General features: G+C 52.8%; 18 protein-coding genes. 4 read left to right on the top strand and 14 right to left on the bottom strand.

Annotated features, from left to right (window positions below; all coding sequences use genetic code 11):
- Positions 1 to 75 precede the first annotated feature (75 nt).
- Positions 76 to 387 (bottom strand): antibiotic biosynthesis monooxygenase family protein, encoded by a 312-nt coding sequence (locus tag BY447_RS21695; RefSeq protein ID WP_107320308.1) that lies wholly within the window; start codon positions 385 to 387, stop codon positions 76 to 78.
- Between the two features lie 209 nt (positions 388 to 596).
- On the opposite strand from BY447_RS21695, the gene BY447_RS21690 reads away from it, so the two are divergent.
- The gene (locus BY447_RS21690) at positions 597 to 1,112 is read left to right on the top strand and encodes a hypothetical protein (RefSeq protein WP_323859530.1); all 516 of its coding nucleotides are present in this window, start codon (positions 597 to 599) and stop codon (positions 1,110 to 1,112) included.
- 393 nt (positions 1,113 to 1,505) lie between these two features.
- Here the strand turns inward: BY447_RS21690 and fetB are convergent, their stop codons facing one another.
- From fetB to BY447_RS21670, 4 genes are all read right to left on the bottom strand, one after another.
- Complete coding sequence (gene fetB, locus BY447_RS21685) at positions 1,506 to 2,285, bottom strand: iron efflux ABC transporter permease subunit FetB (RefSeq protein ID WP_110332291.1); 780 nt, start codon at positions 2,283 to 2,285, stop codon at positions 1,506 to 1,508.
- Positions 2,272 to 2,940, bottom strand: a complete 669-nt coding sequence (gene fetA, locus BY447_RS21680) for an iron efflux ABC transporter ATP-binding subunit FetA (protein WP_110332204.1) — start codon at positions 2,938 to 2,940, stop codon at positions 2,272 to 2,274. The genes fetB and fetA overlap by 14 nt, the downstream gene beginning before the upstream one ends.
- 261 nt (positions 2,941 to 3,201) lie before the next feature.
- Positions 3,202 to 3,675, bottom strand: coding sequence for a hypothetical protein (locus BY447_RS21675; protein ID WP_199226966.1), 474 nt, complete (start codon positions 3,673 to 3,675; stop codon positions 3,202 to 3,204).
- Between the two features lie 203 nt (positions 3,676 to 3,878).
- Positions 3,879 to 4,538 carry a DUF1345 domain-containing protein gene (locus tag BY447_RS21670; protein ID WP_110332202.1) on the bottom strand — a complete coding sequence of 220 codons (660 nt, stop codon included), beginning with the start codon at positions 4,536 to 4,538 and terminating at the stop codon, positions 3,879 to 3,881.
- Positions 4,539 to 5,123: 585 nt separating this feature from the next.
- On the opposite strand from BY447_RS21670, the gene BY447_RS21665 reads away from it, so the two are divergent.
- Positions 5,124 to 5,330 carry a hypothetical protein gene (locus BY447_RS21665; protein WP_033735188.1) on the top strand — a complete coding sequence of 69 codons (207 nt, stop codon included), beginning with the start codon at positions 5,124 to 5,126 and terminating at the stop codon, positions 5,328 to 5,330.
- Between the two features lie 424 nt (positions 5,331 to 5,754).
- On the opposite strand, the gene BY447_RS21660 is transcribed toward BY447_RS21665, so the two are convergent.
- Positions 5,755 to 6,402 (bottom strand): carboxymuconolactone decarboxylase family protein, encoded by a 648-nt coding sequence (locus BY447_RS21660; protein ID WP_323859529.1) that lies wholly within the window; start codon positions 6,400 to 6,402, stop codon positions 5,755 to 5,757.
- 112 nt (positions 6,403 to 6,514) lie between these two features.
- On the bottom strand, positions 6,515 to 7,000 hold the full coding sequence (locus BY447_RS21655; RefSeq protein ID WP_110332200.1) for a cupin domain-containing protein: 486 nt from the start codon (positions 6,998 to 7,000) through the stop codon (positions 6,515 to 6,517).
- 129 nt (positions 7,001 to 7,129) lie between these two features.
- Here BY447_RS21655 and BY447_RS21650 point away from each other — a divergent pair, with 129 nt between their 5' ends.
- Positions 7,130 to 8,020, top strand: coding sequence for a LysR family transcriptional regulator (locus BY447_RS21650; protein WP_110332199.1), 891 nt, complete (start codon positions 7,130 to 7,132; stop codon positions 8,018 to 8,020).
- 116 nt (positions 8,021 to 8,136) lie between these two features.
- Positions 8,137 to 8,607 carry an OsmC family protein gene (locus BY447_RS21645; protein WP_110332198.1) on the top strand — a complete coding sequence of 157 codons (471 nt, stop codon included), beginning with the start codon at positions 8,137 to 8,139 and terminating at the stop codon, positions 8,605 to 8,607.
- Between the two features lie 190 nt (positions 8,608 to 8,797).
- Here BY447_RS21645 and BY447_RS21640 read toward each other — a convergent pair whose 3' ends face one another.
- The 7 genes from BY447_RS21640 to BY447_RS21610 all read right to left on the bottom strand — a co-directional run bounded on the left by BY447_RS21640 (position 8,798) and on the right by BY447_RS21610 (position 14,358).
- A complete protein-coding gene (locus tag BY447_RS21640; protein WP_110332197.1) occupies positions 8,798 to 9,490 on the bottom strand; it encodes an amino acid ABC transporter permease in 693 nt (230 codons plus the stop codon).
- 16 nt (positions 9,491 to 9,506) lie between these two features.
- Complete coding sequence (locus tag BY447_RS21635) at positions 9,507 to 10,196, bottom strand: amino acid ABC transporter permease (RefSeq protein WP_199226964.1); 690 nt, start codon at positions 10,194 to 10,196, stop codon at positions 9,507 to 9,509.
- A 79-nt stretch (positions 10,197 to 10,275) separates the two neighbouring features.
- The gene (locus tag BY447_RS21630) at positions 10,276 to 11,091 is read right to left on the bottom strand and encodes a transporter substrate-binding domain-containing protein (protein ID WP_110332195.1); all 816 of its coding nucleotides are present in this window, start codon (positions 11,089 to 11,091) and stop codon (positions 10,276 to 10,278) included.
- Positions 11,092 to 11,111: 20 nt separating this feature from the next.
- Positions 11,112 to 11,849 carry an amino acid ABC transporter ATP-binding protein gene (locus BY447_RS21625; protein WP_013196350.1) on the bottom strand — a complete coding sequence of 246 codons (738 nt, stop codon included), beginning with the start codon at positions 11,847 to 11,849 and terminating at the stop codon, positions 11,112 to 11,114.
- Between the two features lie 12 nt (positions 11,850 to 11,861).
- On the bottom strand, positions 11,862 to 12,428 hold the full coding sequence (locus BY447_RS21620) for a peroxidase-related enzyme (RefSeq protein WP_033784751.1): 567 nt from the start codon (positions 12,426 to 12,428) through the stop codon (positions 11,862 to 11,864).
- Complete coding sequence (locus BY447_RS21615) at positions 12,425 to 12,907, bottom strand: CMD domain-containing protein (protein WP_110332194.1); 483 nt, start codon at positions 12,905 to 12,907, stop codon at positions 12,425 to 12,427. The genes BY447_RS21620 and BY447_RS21615 overlap by 4 nt, the downstream gene beginning before the upstream one ends.
- The gene (locus BY447_RS21610) at positions 12,904 to 14,358 is read right to left on the bottom strand and encodes an NAD(P)-binding domain-containing protein (protein ID WP_110332193.1); all 1,455 of its coding nucleotides are present in this window, start codon (positions 14,356 to 14,358) and stop codon (positions 12,904 to 12,906) included. The genes BY447_RS21615 and BY447_RS21610 overlap by 4 nt, the downstream gene beginning before the upstream one ends.
- Positions 14,359 to 14,695 lie beyond the last annotated feature (337 nt).

Below are 14,695 nucleotides of genomic sequence, written 5' to 3'. Positions count from 1 at the left end.
TCCAGGCCAATAAATCTTCTGAGGGAATATGCTGAATCAGAGACAAGCCGCCGCCAGGCGGCAGCGGGGAAATAACTACAAAGGTGTTACTTTCTGCACGTGGTGCTGGAAAACGTAGGGATCTGATAGCAGTTCAAACTGCTCATCATCCGGATATGTCACGGCAATCTGATACTGTTCGCCTGCAAAGGCTTTGATTGCCTCTAAGTCTTCCCAGTATGTAGCAAGAAAAAAATGCTCCCATTCACCCTGCGTTTCCCTGCGCACACAGGCTCCCAGATTGCCTGGTGTTCCTTCTGAATGCTCTACACCGGTCTTTTGCAGGTGAGTCGCAAAGCCTTCTGCATGCCTGAGCGGTACGCATCCGTGCCATGTTCTGACAATCATTTCGCTCTCCTCATGTTATGGAACAATTTAAAACATAAATAAAGTTCATGCTATTTGTCTATCGGAAGAGCTGCATGATAATCTTTAGCCGCAAAATACTTTCGCCTGATCTATGACTCACCGTACTACCTGCAGGTTCAGGCTACGTGCCGGTCGCGGAATTAATCGCGTGACTCATATTACTTAAAACTGACTCATGGAGAGAGTTTATGATCAATTCCTTTTCGACACCTCGTTTAGCGCTGATAATCACCAGTGCGTTGGGCTGCATATTTACTTTTTTTGTGTGGCTCAATGAAATCGAACGCACTACCTTTCTGGCACAACCCTTACTCAACGCATTATGGTGCGCTGCCGTGCCTCTTGGATTGTCCGTTTTTCTGATAATAAAAAAATGGGGTAAGGGCGAGGCTGTCACTGGCATGATGAATAACATCAAACTTTTCGCAGGGGCCATTCTGATGGTTATCTTTTTAAGTTACATGCTGCTCACCACTGTAGTCTGGCTACTTCCCGGTAGCACTAGTACCTATACGGCATATAGCGAGTTTTCGGGCGGCAGTCGTAACAGCTGTTCTGGCGTAGATGTTAACGATCCAGATCTGCAAAGACGCATAAAAGTGTGTGAACCTGCGGGGAATTATTTTGGTGGTGGAATGCTTCGCGTTACCAAACGTAGCAATGCGGCAGGCATGACCATTATTAACGCCTTCCTGAAAGACTGAGGTATACTCCGGCCCAGTTCACCGCCTTAAAATATCGGGGGCTGAGAATTCGGGTCCTATAATTTCAGTGCAGTATTAATTTCAGCAGCTGCTAAACCCTGTTTCAGGAAATCTGACATACTGCCAGGCTAAATAGCTGCAGAGTATAATTTATGGAACACTCCAGATCATTAACACTAAGTATGATGTAACTAATTCCAATGCCTGACTCTGCGCTATCGGTTCGGCATTCAGGGACAATCCATGTCCTTTATGAAAGCAATATTTATACGCAAAACGGAGTCACCCACTATTTCCCTCAGGCCTGATTACATCCGCAGGGCTGCATATTTAATGCTGATTTAAAGAAATATTTTTCATTGGCCGTGATTTTTACCACAACCATCAGCACTATCAGTCCGGCTTTGCCCCCGATATCTTCAGCTGCGCTCTGGCATTATAAAATCGTCGATAGGATAACCAGACTGCGATGATAGTTGACAGGCTGGCGGTGCCTATCAGCATAAAGGTCACCATAATCTGATACTTAATTGCCTTTAGCGGATCGATTCCGGCGAAAATCAGTCCGGACATCATACCGGGCAGGCTGACCAGCCCGACGGTTTTAGCTGCATCCACTGTCGGGATCATCGCGGTGCGAATGCTGTCAGCAATAATCCGGCCTGAGGCAAGCTTCACCGATGCACCCAGGCTCAGCATCTCCATAATTTTCTGGTGGTTGTCGCTGATGCGCTGATTCAGATTGCTGAAACAGAGCCCTACCGCAACCATAGCATTCCCGGCGATCATGCCTGAAATGGGAATGACCTGCATGGGCACAAACGCTATCGCGCCGCTCAGTACCAGAATCGTCAGTGTGATGACGGTGCCGCTGAAGATTGAGGTAAAGGCTATCGCAAAGGCGTTATCAATATTCCGACCGCGTTTGCGGGCGTTGATCGCAGCATTCACGCAGATAAACAGCACCATCAGGACCGTCAGCCAGCTGTTATTGACATCGAAAATCGACTTCAGCACAAAGCCGACGATGACCAGCTGAACGATGGCCCGACAAACACTCCAGACAATATCTTTGCCCATGCCCAGTTTTTCTTTCTGGCTGATAAGCAGCGCTATGACGACCAGCGTCAGCGACAGCAACAGCGAGGTGTCACTGATATTATGCTGATTCACGCGCATTCTCCTTTTCTGGCGGCTCAAGGCGCAGCACATACCCGGCCTGCTGAATATCGCTGACATCATGACTGATCCGCACCACCGCCACCTTTTCTTCAGCTGCAATCCGGTTAATCAGTGAAAGTACGGCCAGCCTGTTCTCTTCATCAAGGGCGCTGGTCACTTCATCCAGTAACAGTACGTCAGGCATAAACTGCAGATTGCGGAGCAGTCCGACACGCTGCTTTTCTCCGCCTGAAAGTTGTTCAACCGGTTTATCCAGCATGTCAGGAGAAAGATTAACGCTTTCCAGCGCAGCAACGAGTTTGTCCCGTTGCGGCTTCTGACGGCGAATCTGCCAGGGCAGCGCAAGATTTTCATAAACCGTCAGACCAAACAGTTGTGGCGTCTGAAAACAGTACGACACCTGCTGACGATAGGTCTCCGCTTTAAGCGTGGTGATGTCACTGTTCCTGAAGAAGATTTGGCCTGTAGTTGCGGTAATCAGTGAAGCAAGAATTTTCAGAAGCGTGCTTTTTCCGCTGCCGGATGGACCGGTCAGTAACACATAATCGCCCTGATTTAGCTGCAGAGAGATGGGTCGCAGTAACTGGCGATCCCCGACTGAAAAAGTAACATCCTGCGCATCCAGCAGGGGCAACGCTCTGTCCATATTTACGCCTCGGGACCTGATAAAATTCAGGAAGAATGGAGTTTAGTATCAGTAAAAAGTTGGCGATATAACTCACAGACTGATTACCGGTAGTGTACTTCCCTGGCCTTAAACACAACCGGAATGACGCATCAGGGACGTCGGGCTGAGAGGAAAAGAATAAGGCATTACAATGCGGCTGTTCCTCTTTTGAGAACAACAGTGACCGGCCAGGCTGCAGCCGGTCAAAGTTGGAAGCGTGTCAGACCTGCTAAGCAAAACTTATTTGTTTTCCCAGCGGGTAGAAACCGGATTGGTTACGCTGTTTTTTTCCTGCGTATAGGTGCCATTTTGCTGCGAGATGGCCTCGCCGGTATCCAAAATTGCGTTCTGAATAAAAACGTTCTGCTTTTCATTTCTGATAAAGGTTAACTGGTGAAAGGCCGTTTTATTGCCCCAGTCGGATGAAGGCAGTGAGATAAAGCGAACGGTGAAGGTTTCATCATCAAACCTGCCCTGCATGACATAAACGCCGTAATGGTTTTCCCCCTGAGAAATGATCTTATAGGTGCCGTTATCGTAGTAATAAATCTCCGCATCCGGAAACGGCTTTTTGTCATACATTTTGCGGTAGTGCAGCACCTGTTTGATGGTGGGCTGACCAAAGCTGACGGTAAGCTTGTTATCCTCTGCTGATGTCGTCAGACCTTTAGCGTGAACACTGCTTATCAGCATTAACAGGCTGGTAGTGACCATGGCGGTGGTTTTCACTCTATTTCTCCTTATCGGATTAGGGGGACAATAGCGTAAATCACCCACGAACTTACACGGCAGCAGGTGTCTGGTGAAGAGGCAGCCAACACCTTATTACACATTGTTATAATCACGACAGTTGACCAGATTATTTCAGAAGCTCACGCCCGATAAACGTTGTCCGGCGTTCGATTGATCTAAACAGCCTAATTAAGCAAACCGGCACCGACATTGACCGATAAGCCCAGAATAGCCAGGTTAAAAATAAATGAGATAACAGACTGCAATAACGTCAGCTTACGCATTTCTGTTGTTCCGGTGGCGACATCTGCCGTCTGCGAGGCAACCGCGATGGTGAATGAAAAGTAGAGAAAATCCCAGTAGCCAGGATTTTTCGTATTATCCGGAAAGATCAGCGGACTCACCCTGTTATCCCGGTAAAGATAGTGCTGGTGGGCATAGTGCATTGCAAATGCGCTGGGTAGCATGGCCCAGGATGCAATCAGCGTCATTGCCGTCAGCAACAGATGCAGCAGTCGCGGGGTGCCGGTAAGGCCTTTTAGCGTGGGCAGTTCACTCAGGATGGCCACAATGCTGACCATACAGGCCACGATCACAATGCCCAGTACCAGTGCAGCACTCTGATCCTGCTGTTGCGCAATGCGCTTGATGCCCGTCGCATCGGTACGCAGCATGCGAAACCAGAGAATACAAAGATAGAGCCAGGCCCAGACATTCCAGCTTATCAGTAACCGCTGCATCTGCCCGGGTTGATCAGAGAGCAGAAAATAGCATATCAGTCCGGCAGTGATGGAGAGCAGCAGCCGCAGGCGTGCATAAAGCGTGGAGGTTAAAGATGTCGGCATCGTAAAACCATTGTGATGTAATCAGAGTGATACCAACTGTAGCTAAAATCAGGGGAAAATCATGCACTAAGCATTAATTCTTACACTTTTAAAGTAGAGCTGTAGTTTCGATGCCGAATCATGAAATGTGTAAAACAAGTCAGCGCAAGGTGTTATGCAGATCAACGCCAACTGACGCTGAAATTAATAAAGCATAACGCTGGCTCTGACACGATTTCAAAAGCGACTGTTTCAGGGTGTCTGCATAGTTACACAGCATTTAATAATCCGGAATCAGTCATTAAACATGCAAATAAATGGCTGAGAGCTTTGACGGTCATCTCTGGCACATTAATTCAGTCAAGCCAGTCGGCTCAACAGAAACTATTAATCTCTGCTCCCTTTGGAGCAGGGAAGAAATAGTGGGCTTCGGCACACTGTTTCCTGATAATTCTGAAAGTCAGTGTAAGACTATGGAAATATAGCGCTGTGATTAAGTATCAGCCTGATTTGCTGTATAATTACGCATTCGTTTACACAAACGCTTTCTCTGAACTTAATGGTTTGTGTTTTGATCTTTGAAATTCAATGAGGCTCTGGAAATTTATGGATGATGTTGATCTGGCTCAGGAACGCGAAGAGGCGCATCTTGCCGCCTCGCTGGCAGCCCGTAAGAGCAAACTTACCAGTCCCAACGGCTTATGCGTCTGGTGCAAAGATGAAGCTGTCGTGGCCGAAACGGCTTTTTGCTCAGCCGAGTGTGATGAGGATTATCATAAGTATCGCCGCGAGCAGAGTCAGCGCATTAGCTGACATTCCTGATTGAGATATCCTCAAACCAGCGCTGATTACTTCTCTGCACTCAACCTGATGCCCTGCCGATCCTCATTGTCACATCCGGCTGCAGGTTTTTGCTGTCACTGTCGGCAGGACCTTTTCAGAGAGCATAACAGGAACCGGTATTGTTGCCGATTCCCGGAGGTGCAGGCATGCAACAACTGCATGCCTCACTGATTACTTATTCAGGTTTTGATTGAAGTAGTCGGTCAGCTTCGCAAACGGAATTTTATCCATACGATGTATTAATCGACGTATGTAGGATCTTTGACAATCTGCCGATCTTTTTGCCTGCGTAACGCCGCCAGTACACGCTCAAGACATCGTAATGACTTTCCGTCCGGGCATCCGGACAGGCGTAAAACGTCTGTATCGCAAAATGTCTGTATCAACGAATAGCTTAACCGGCGAGAACTGAGTCGAGAGCTGCCTGCAGCCGGTCAGCGCTGGCCTGTTCGTCATTCTCCATAAAGAAAGCCACCAGCTCCGCAAGCTGAGACTGCGTCACGCCCACATTCATGCTCATATTCAGGTGCGCTTTCAGCTGCGGCTCGGTACCGGGCATGGCGGCCAGCATCCCTACAGTAGCCAGCTCGCGGCTTTTCCAGTCCAGGTTGTCACGACTGAAAATATCGCCGAAAAGATGCGTCTTCAGATACGCGTCTGCAGCCGGGGCAAACCCGAACAGGGGCCCGCTGACCGGCTTTCCGACCAGCGCAGTCTGGTTTTTGGTGCCCGCTGCCAGCATCTCCTCTGGCTTTGGCAATGGACCGGGCAGCCGGCCTTCGTCGTCCTGAATGCCCTGTGCTCTGCGTGAATCGATGACCTTCATCAGCTCGCCCAGCGCGTTCAGGCTGCGGGGAAAACCGGCATAAGCATAAACCTGAACCAGAATTTCACGGCAGTCACTGATGCTCAGCCCGGCATCCAGTCCCTGCTGCAGAGCGTTGTTCAGCCCGGGCAGATTACCCGCTGCGGCACGGGCCGCAATAACAGCCATGTTTTTATGCTGTGCGGTAAGAGGCTGTTCCTGTGTTTCAGACATCATATCGGTCCTTTTCGGTGAGTCAGGAAGGGAAGCAGTGGCAGCGCTGAACGGCAAAGCCAGCGCGGCGCACAGCATGACAACGGAGCAGAGGCCCCGTTTCATCAGATTACGTTCATGACCTGTCGGCTGAGGCATAATGCTCATCCGTGACCTGCTCCATCCAGTCAACGACCTTGCCGTCCTGGGCTTCGGCGATGGCAATATGGGTCATGGCCGTTTCCGGTGCTGCCCCATGCCAGTGCTTAACGCCGGTCGGTATCCACACCACGTCGCCGGGCCGGATTTCACGCACCGGACCACCCCACTCCTGCACCAGGCCAGCGCCAGCCGTCACGATCAGCGTCTGACCCAGCGGATGCGTATGCCAGGCCGTGCGGGCAGAAGGCTCGAACGTCACGGTAGCCCCGCCGATACGCGCAGGCTCAGTGCCCTGAAAGGGTGAATCGATACGAACCGTTCCGGTGAAATAGTCTGACGAACCTTTGACGGAGGGTTTTGCTCCGCTTTGCATAATCGTAATCATCGGGGTGATCTCCTTTGCGTAGGTGACTGAAACAGACAGTGCCAGGAACACTGCAGCAACGGCAAGTCTCTTCATGCAGGCTCCGTTTTTCAGACGGGAAAAGCCGGGTGCGGCCATCACACCCGGCACTTTTTAAGTGTAGGCCTGGCTGGATTGGTTGATAAGCCAGGTAAATCTGAATGCTTATGTGCATGGTATGCAACAATGACAGCTGAAAATCTGAACGACCTTCGCGCTTTCACGATCGTGGCGCGGGAAAAAAACTTTACCCGAGCGGCCGCTCAGCTTGGCATGTCACGCTCCGGGCTGAGTCATGCCATAACGGCGCTGGAAGCACGGCTGGGAGTCAGACTGCTGACGCGCACCACGCGCAGCGTGTCGCTTACACAGGCTGGGGTACGCCTGTTTAGCACCCTGCAGCCGATGCTGAGCACACTCGACAGCGAGCTGGTGGCTCTGCGCGCCCTGAGTGAGAAGCCGGCAGGAACCGTGCGCATCACCGCGCACGATCACGCTATCGATTCCATCCTCTGGCCCCGGCTACAGCCTTTACTGAAACGCTTTCCGGACATCCAGATAGAACTGAGTGTCGATTATTCGCTGACGGATATTGTGGCGCAGCAGTTTGATGCCGGCGTCCGGCTGGGTGATATCGTCGATAAAGACATGATCGCCGTGAGGATTGGCCCGGACTTTTACATGGCTGTGGTGGCTTCACCGGAATACCTGCAGGGAAGACCCTTGCCTGCGGTGCCCGCTGATTTAACGGCACATCAGTGCATCAACCTGAGGCTTCCGACACACGGAGGGCTCTACGCCTGGGATTTTGACCAGGAAGGGAAACCGATAACGGTGCGGGTGACGGGTCAGACCGTTTTTAACAACACCTACCTTATGATGCAGGCGGCCCTGGACGGTCTGGGATTTGCTTATATCCCGCTGGATCTGGCACAGCCGCATATTACATCGGGTAAGCTTATTCCGGTGCTTGAACGCTGGTGGCCGCAGTTTCCGGGATATCATCTTTATTATGCCAGCCGACATCAGCAGGCACCGGCGCTGGCGGAAGTCATTGCAGCGCTGCGTTATCGCTGATGTCAGCAACACAGTCATGCATTGAGTAAACCTGGCTTACAGGTATGAACTGACTCGCTTTCCTGAAACACCTCATCCAGAGAACCCATTTTTATCATCAATAAGAGAGGCGGAACATGGAACATCATTATACATCGCGTATATCCTGGACCGGTAACCTGGGTACGGGCACATCAGGCTATAAGGCCTATGCGAGGACATGGGACATCGCTATAACCGGCAAAGACATTATCCACTGCTCCAATGATCCGTTACTGGGTGGCGATGCCACTAAAATGAATCCAGAAGACCTCCTGATCTCCTCTCTTTCTGCCTGTCACATGCTCTGGTATCTGCATCTTGCGTCAGATGCCGGGATCACGGTTCTGAAATATGAAGATTCACCGATAGCGACAGGTGAAATTTTACCAGGCGGCGCGGGTCGCTTTGTTTCGGCAATTCTGAGACCTGAAATCACGTTAGCAGCGGGTAGTGATCCCGACTCAGCGATGGCTATTCATCATGAAATTCACAAAGTCTGTTTTATTGCCAGATCGGTGAATTTCCCTGTTTTTTATGAGCCTGAATTTGTCATCGGTCATCTGTAATAAGTCCATCGTCTGTAACAACGCACAGGCTACTATTCCTGGGTCACTCAGGAGCCTGATTGAGCGGCATAAAAAAACCGGCAACAGAACGTTGCCGGATTCTTATAGCGCTACGGGATCGTTCAGCTGATCCTGAATTGATCGGCAAAAGTCACATGGAACGGCCCATTCATGACAATGCCCTGATCATTCAGGTGCGCACGCGCAGCGCAGCCTCAATCCTGTCGGCAATCTTAGTAACCATATAAGCAATCACCATGTAGAACACCACCGCAATCAGGAAGGCTTCGAGATAGTAGAAGTTCAGTGCCGCCGTTAATTGTGCCTGGGCAAAGATATCCACCACTTCGATGGCAAACGCCAGCGACAGGGCTTTCATGATCACCATAAAGGCATTCGCCAGATCGGGGATCGCCGCCACGATAATCTGCGGGAACATGACCCGACGAAACAGCTGCCCCCCGCTGTAGCCGAGTGACAGGGCGGCATCCGATTGTCCGCTGTCGAACGAGTTCAGCGCCCCTTTCCACACTTCAGCCTGGAATGCTGCTACACAGGCGCTCAGCGCGACAATGATGATCACCCAGTTCGGCAGTGAATGGGCATTGACCTCGACGCCAATCAGCGTGGCAACAAAGTGCAGCGCCGGTGGCAGGCCGTAATAGGCGAGGAAAATCACCACCACCATCGGCACGCCTTTAAAGGCGATTTTGTAGGTGATCACCAGCTGGCGCAGCACCGGAATGCGGCGATGCTCAACAAACGCAAACAGCCCGCCCAACAGTGTCGAACAGATAAACACCGTCACCGCCATCAACAGCGTCACCGGCACGGCATCCAGAATGCTCCAGAAGTCTGGCAGCAAAACCTCAGCATCAAACATGGTTTTTCTTCCTCACTCAGACGCTGGTGGTGAACTTCACGCGTGGCGCAGACTTAGAGCTGTACTTCGCATGACGTTGTTCAAAGAAGCGGATAACCAGCCACGCCACACCGCACAGTAGTGAATAGAGCACGGCCAGCACCAGATAGGTGCCGAACTGATACTGGTTGTAATCGCGTTCCATGATCAGGTGCGCGGTCGCCATCACATCGGCCGCCCCGATATACATCACCAGCGCCACGTTATGAATCAGATAGATAATGGCATTGCCGTAACCCGGCAGCGCAAAGTGCACCGCCTGTGGGCCGATAACGCGCAGCATTTTCTGGCGAAAGCTGTAGCCCAGGCTGTCGGTGGCGTCGTGCTGACCCCGCTCAACCGCCAGGTACGCCGGGCGCATCACTTCAGACAGATAACCGCCGTGATACAGGCTCAGACCAATCATCGCCGCCACGTTGGCCGTGAAGAAGTCGCTGAAGCCAAAGTTATCGGTAATCAGTGGCATACCGTAGAAGGCGACAAACAGCTGCAGCACCACGGGCACGCTGCGCGCATAGGAAACGTAGAGATCGGCCAGCTGGCTGATCACGGGAATACGGCGCACGCGGAACAACGTCGCGATGAGCGCCAGAAAGAACCCGACAATCATCGCCACAAACATGATGCCGAGCGTCAGAGGCAGCGCCGACAGCAGTTCTGGAATCATGGAGGATAGATTCACGGTGAAACACTCCTGCTAAAAAGGACAGCATGCGCCCGGTTCAGCGCCGGGCGCAGTGAATCTGTTACTTCATGTACTTCGTAACGTCTTCGCCAAACCACTTCCGCGCCAGCTTATCCAGCGTGCCGTCCGCCTTAAGCTCTTTGAGGGTTTTGGCGATGTCATCATTCAGTGCCTGGTTTTCAACAGAGCGGTGGATCAGCACATAGGTGTTGTTAATCGCCACTGGCTCACTAGCTTTGATCGCCAGCTTCTGGTTGTCGATGACCGTCTGCTCGCCCAGATTTGAAGGCAGGATCAGCGCGTCATATTTACCGTTCTGCACTTCTTTCAGACGATCCGGGTAAGGTACACCGGCGCTGGAGGCTTTGATGGTGATTTTGTCAGTCGGGTTTTCCTGCTGCCACTGGGTGACAAACTTATACACGCCACCGCCTGCAGTTACCGGCACGATGTTTTTACCGACCAGGTCTTTCATGCCATTGATATTGCTGTCGCTGCGGCTGTAAATCTTCATCAGGCTGGCACCCATCGGTGCATCCGGGATCAGGAACTGTTTGCTGCGCGCAGGTGCTTTATAGTATCCGCCCGTCGCCATGTCGTACTTGCCGGTCACCAGACCGGTTTCCTGAGCGATGTCCGCCGCGCCTTCCATCACAAATTTATACTGTGGCAGCTTCGCGTTGATGGCTTTCAGCACATCCGGCTCGTAGCCCTCCGGCTCATGGCCGATTGCACCCCATGACAGCGGTTTCGACTCCGCTGCGGTGGCGATTTTGATCGAGCGTACGGCGTCAGCAAAGCTGTTACCACTGATCAGGGCCAGCGCGATGATGCCAGGCGCGGCCAGGCGACGTAAAGTAGTTTTGATTGCAGGCATGTCACTGATTCCTTTATTTATTAGAATACTTTTTCTGAGTTGAGGAACTGGGCAAGGCGTGGCAGCGCCGGGTTATCAAACATCTCTGCAGGCGTTCCTTGCGCCGCGACCACACCCTGATCCATAAACACGATGCGATTCGAAATGCTTTTCGCGAACTGCATTTCGTGCGTCACCAGCAGCGAGGTAATGCCGGATGACGCCACATCTTTAATCACTTTAAGCACTTCACCCACCAGCTCGGGATCGAGCGATGAGGTCGGTTCATCAAACAGCATTACATCCGGCCGCACCGCCAGAGCACGGGCGATACCGGTACGCTGTAACTGGCCGCCAGAGAGCTGCGACGGATAGTGATCGCGTTTTGCCCCCAGTCCTACGCGCTCCAGCTCCTGCACGGCGATGTCGCGCGCCTGCTGCTTAGTTTTACGCTGGATAACGATCAGCGGATCCATCACATTTTCCAGCACCGTCATGTTCTTAAACACGTTGAACTGCTGAAATACCATGGCAGTACGCAGACGGATTGCCTGAATCGCAGCTTTGTCGGGGGACTGATAGTCCATGCGAATCTGATCGAGCTGAATCGTCCCCGCGGATGGCTTCGCCAGATAGTTAATGCAGCGCAGTAACGTGGTTTTGCCGGTGCCACTTGGCCCGATAATCGATACCACATCGCCGCGCTTTACCGACAGATCGACGCCTTTCAGAATCGGGTTGCTGCCGTAAGCGAGCGTAATATTGTTGAGTTCTAACATCCGGTGCAGCCCTTATTTATTCAGGTCAGCATGGCCGAGCACATGCATCAGACGGTTGGCCCAGCCAAAAATGGCGATAGCATGAATCAGGTCGATAATTTCCTGATCGTTCATCCCAACGGCGCGCAGCGCGGCGACATCGTCCGGCGTGGCTTCCGACGGCGTGACGGACAAACGATTTGCAAAGTGATAGATAGCCGCGTCGCGCTCCCCTAATACATCCGCCCGATCGAAATAGATGGCACTGACCACGGTGTCGCTGTCAGCCAGTTGGGCATGACGGCGCGCATGCACCACCGCACAGTAGCGGCAGCCATTAACGATTGAAGCACCGAGCGCGCCCAGCTCACGATCAGCACGGTCCAGGCCACCTTCGACGTACATAATGGCGTTGAATAATCCGGTGCGTGCGGTATAGCTCTCCGGATCGTGGACCAGCGTGCGGACGTACTCTGAGATTTTCTTGTTGGACGGCGTCACTTTCATCGCATCAAGCTGCGCCGGTGTCGCCTGTTCAACATCCACTGGCGTGATGTAGGGATGCCAGTGCAGTGGCTTGAGATTAACCGACGGAATCATGCGGACCTCATCAGACGTAAGCCAGCCGCAACGCGCGTCTGGAAGTTAACAAAGGCAATCAGTTCCGAGAGCGCAACAATCTGCGGATTGGTTAATCCGGCCTGTTCCAGCAGACGAATATGCTGTTCGGTCGCCTGAATGGGTTGCTGTGTCACCAGGTCGGTGTGGCGTGCAAGCGTGGCCAGTGGCTCTTCATTCACAACGTCACCCGCAGCGAGGGCGAGCAGCGCTTCTGACGGATTTAACGCCGCCAGTTGTGCCTGATAATCGCGCTGCAGCGGCACGTCGTCATTCAGCACCGCCATACGCCGGGCCAGCGCCAGGCGCAGATCCGCAGGTAAACCCTGTTCATCTTCCGGTGTCAGCACGGACAGACGGCACGCTTCTGCGCCTTCCACAAATTCGGGACGCAGGCGACGTGTCTGATACAACGCCTCTTCTGGTGTTAATCCGGCGGCCTGATCAATAGCGTCGCTCACAGCGTGTTCTCCTGTTTTAGTAGCGGGGTTGAATCCACCCATTCATCGCCCTGCAATTCAGGGGTGTCAAAAGCTTGTAAGCTGGCGAAGTGCTGATCGACATCTTCAGCAAACAGCGAGGCAGCAATGCCGCGCACCAGACGATCGGCTCCCGCGCTCACTGCCGGAATGTCGCCGGAGACTTTGCCGTGCGTCAGCATCGCAGCATCGTTAAAGCAGTGGATGTGTGCCAGCATCGGGCAGGCACCCGGTGTTAATTCGCGGAATTCAAACGAAGGGCCGAGATCCGGCGCTTCCAGCAGGCTGTGACGCGCAGGCCCCATCTCCGGCTGATAGCGACCGTCGGCCCAGCTACGGATATGCGGCGCGATAGCAGCAAACTCCGGGCGGCCGTGGAAATCATTGGTAAAGCCGGTGGCAGCGATCAGGAAGTCATAGCGCAATGCGCCCTGGGTGGTTTCGATCAGCAGGCTATCGGCTTCCTGCTTAACGGCATTAATGCCGCAGTCGAGGAAGAAACGCGCATTATCATGACGGGACACGCGCAGGGTTGATGAACGCGGCGGCGGGGTTTGTGTCGCGGCGGTGTAATCGACAAATTTCCATTTCCACGCATCCGGCAACTCATGCATGCCGTGCACCACGCCCTGGCTGCCGATGCCGGTCATCTTGTTAATTCGCGGCATCTCTTTACGACGAATCAGCAGATCTACCGCGCTCGCGCCCTGCTCCAGTGCGGTCGCCGCGTTATCCATCGACGAGGCCCCGGCACCAATCACCGCAACGCGTTTGCCCTGCAATGCCGCAAAATCGATGTCATCGGCGGAGTGAGCCCAGAACTGGCGGTCAATGCCTTGCAGGAAATCCGGTACAGCAAAACCGCCAAGCCCTGAACGTCCGGTGGCCAGTACCAGACTACGTGTGTAAACACGTCCGGTTTCGGCACCGTCCAGATCCAGCGCAATAAATTCTCCGGCCTGCGCGATATTGCTGACACGCACGTTGTTCTGCACCGGCAGATTCAGCACCCGGCGATACCAGATCAGGTAATCCATCCACTGCGCTTTCGGTATCTTGTCCAGCGCCTGCCATGCTTCATTGCCCCACTGCGCCGTGAACCACGCACGGAAGGTCAGTTGTGCCAGACCCAGTGCCGGACCGTGCAGCGATTTCGGCGAGCGTAGTGTTTCCATGCGCGCAAAGGTAATCCACGGCCCTTCCAGCCCTGCGGGTGCAGCGTCATAGGCCACGATATTGCTGATGCCGGTGAGCTGTAATTTCGCCAGCGCTGCCAGACCGCACATGCCCGCACCAATCACCACTACGTCGCGCACCGGCGCAGTCTGGAAGGTGTGTTCCGGTACCCATGATTTAGCGGGCAGTTCCAGAAATTCCAGATCCTGCTGAAGCTGAGCTTCGAGCGCGGCAAGACCTTTGGCGGCATACGTCATAGAGCAATTTCCCTGGTGTCAGCGATCGCCTGAGAGCGAGCGAAAACGGTTAAAACGCGCCGGTGAACGTGCCTTTCCTATTATCCTTTAAATACATAATAGGCGGCTAACAATCATCAAAACGCATAGTAAGAGCTAAGTTTTCGCATAATCCTCCTGCCCCGGATCGGAGTCAAGAATTGTGCTCAGGGTTTAACCAATGGATTTCTTATATCTTATGCCAGATACGTTATAAGCGTTGAAAATGAAGGTTTTTATCGCGGCGTGTCCGGTCGGGCCTTAATACCTGGCTCACAAAATCCAGCGAAACTGACGGGAATCTCTCTTAAGAGTGACG

The organism is Pantoea sp. JKS000250 (assembly GCF_003201065.1).
GTDB classification, from domain to species: Bacteria; Pseudomonadota; Gammaproteobacteria; order Enterobacterales; family Enterobacteriaceae; genus Pantoea; species Pantoea vagans.
The sequence above is the reverse complement of the archived record's forward strand: the minus strand, read 5'-3'. Positions and strand labels throughout refer to the sequence as shown.

What these genes read in the sequence shown, in the direction of transcription:
- BY447_RS21635 (WP_199226964.1), bottom strand. Translation starts at nt 10,196, where the DNA reads ATGATTCCAGAACTGCTGTCGGCGCTGCCTCTGACGCTCGGCATCATG.
- BY447_RS21620 (WP_033784751.1), bottom strand. Translation starts at nt 12,428, where the DNA reads ATGATTCCGTCGGTTAATCTCAAGCCACTGCACTGGCATCCCTACATC.
- BY447_RS21645 (WP_110332198.1), top strand. Translation starts at nt 8,137, where the DNA reads ATGGAACATCATTATACATCGCGTATATCCTGGACCGGTAACCTGGGT.
- BY447_RS21655 (WP_110332200.1), bottom strand. Translation starts at nt 7,000, where the DNA reads ATGAAGAGACTTGCCGTTGCTGCAGTGTTCCTGGCACTGTCTGTTTCA.
- BY447_RS21660 (WP_323859529.1), bottom strand. Translation starts at nt 6,402, where the DNA reads ATGATGTCTGAAACACAGGAACAGCCTCTTACCGCACAGCATAAAAAC.
- BY447_RS21675 (WP_199226966.1), bottom strand. Translation starts at nt 3,675, where the DNA reads ATGGTCACTACCAGCCTGTTAATGCTGATAAGCAGTGTTCACGCTAAA.
- BY447_RS21640 (WP_110332197.1), bottom strand. Translation starts at nt 9,490, where the DNA reads ATGTTTGATGCTGAGGTTTTGCTGCCAGACTTCTGGAGCATTCTGGAT.
- BY447_RS21610 (WP_110332193.1), bottom strand. Translation starts at nt 14,358, where the DNA reads ATGACGTATGCCGCCAAAGGTCTTGCCGCGCTCGAAGCTCAGCTTCAG.
- BY447_RS21630 (WP_110332195.1), bottom strand. Translation starts at nt 11,091, where the DNA reads ATGCCTGCAATCAAAACTACTTTACGTCGCCTGGCCGCGCCTGGCATC.
- BY447_RS21695 (WP_107320308.1), bottom strand. Translation starts at nt 387, where the DNA reads ATGATTGTCAGAACATGGCACGGATGCGTACCGCTCAGGCATGCAGAA.
- BY447_RS21650 (WP_110332199.1), top strand. Translation starts at nt 7,130, where the DNA reads ATGACAGCTGAAAATCTGAACGACCTTCGCGCTTTCACGATCGTGGCG.
- BY447_RS21670 (WP_110332202.1), bottom strand. Translation starts at nt 4,538, where the DNA reads ATGCCGACATCTTTAACCTCCACGCTTTATGCACGCCTGCGGCTGCTG.
- BY447_RS21665 (WP_033735188.1), top strand. Translation starts at nt 5,124, where the DNA reads ATGGATGATGTTGATCTGGCTCAGGAACGCGAAGAGGCGCATCTTGCC.
- fetA (WP_110332204.1), bottom strand. Translation starts at nt 2,940, where the DNA reads ATGGACAGAGCGTTGCCCCTGCTGGATGCGCAGGATGTTACTTTTTCA.
- BY447_RS21625 (WP_013196350.1), bottom strand. Translation starts at nt 11,849, where the DNA reads ATGTTAGAACTCAACAATATTACGCTCGCTTACGGCAGCAACCCGATT.
- BY447_RS21690 (WP_323859530.1), top strand. Translation starts at nt 597, where the DNA reads ATGATCAATTCCTTTTCGACACCTCGTTTAGCGCTGATAATCACCAGT.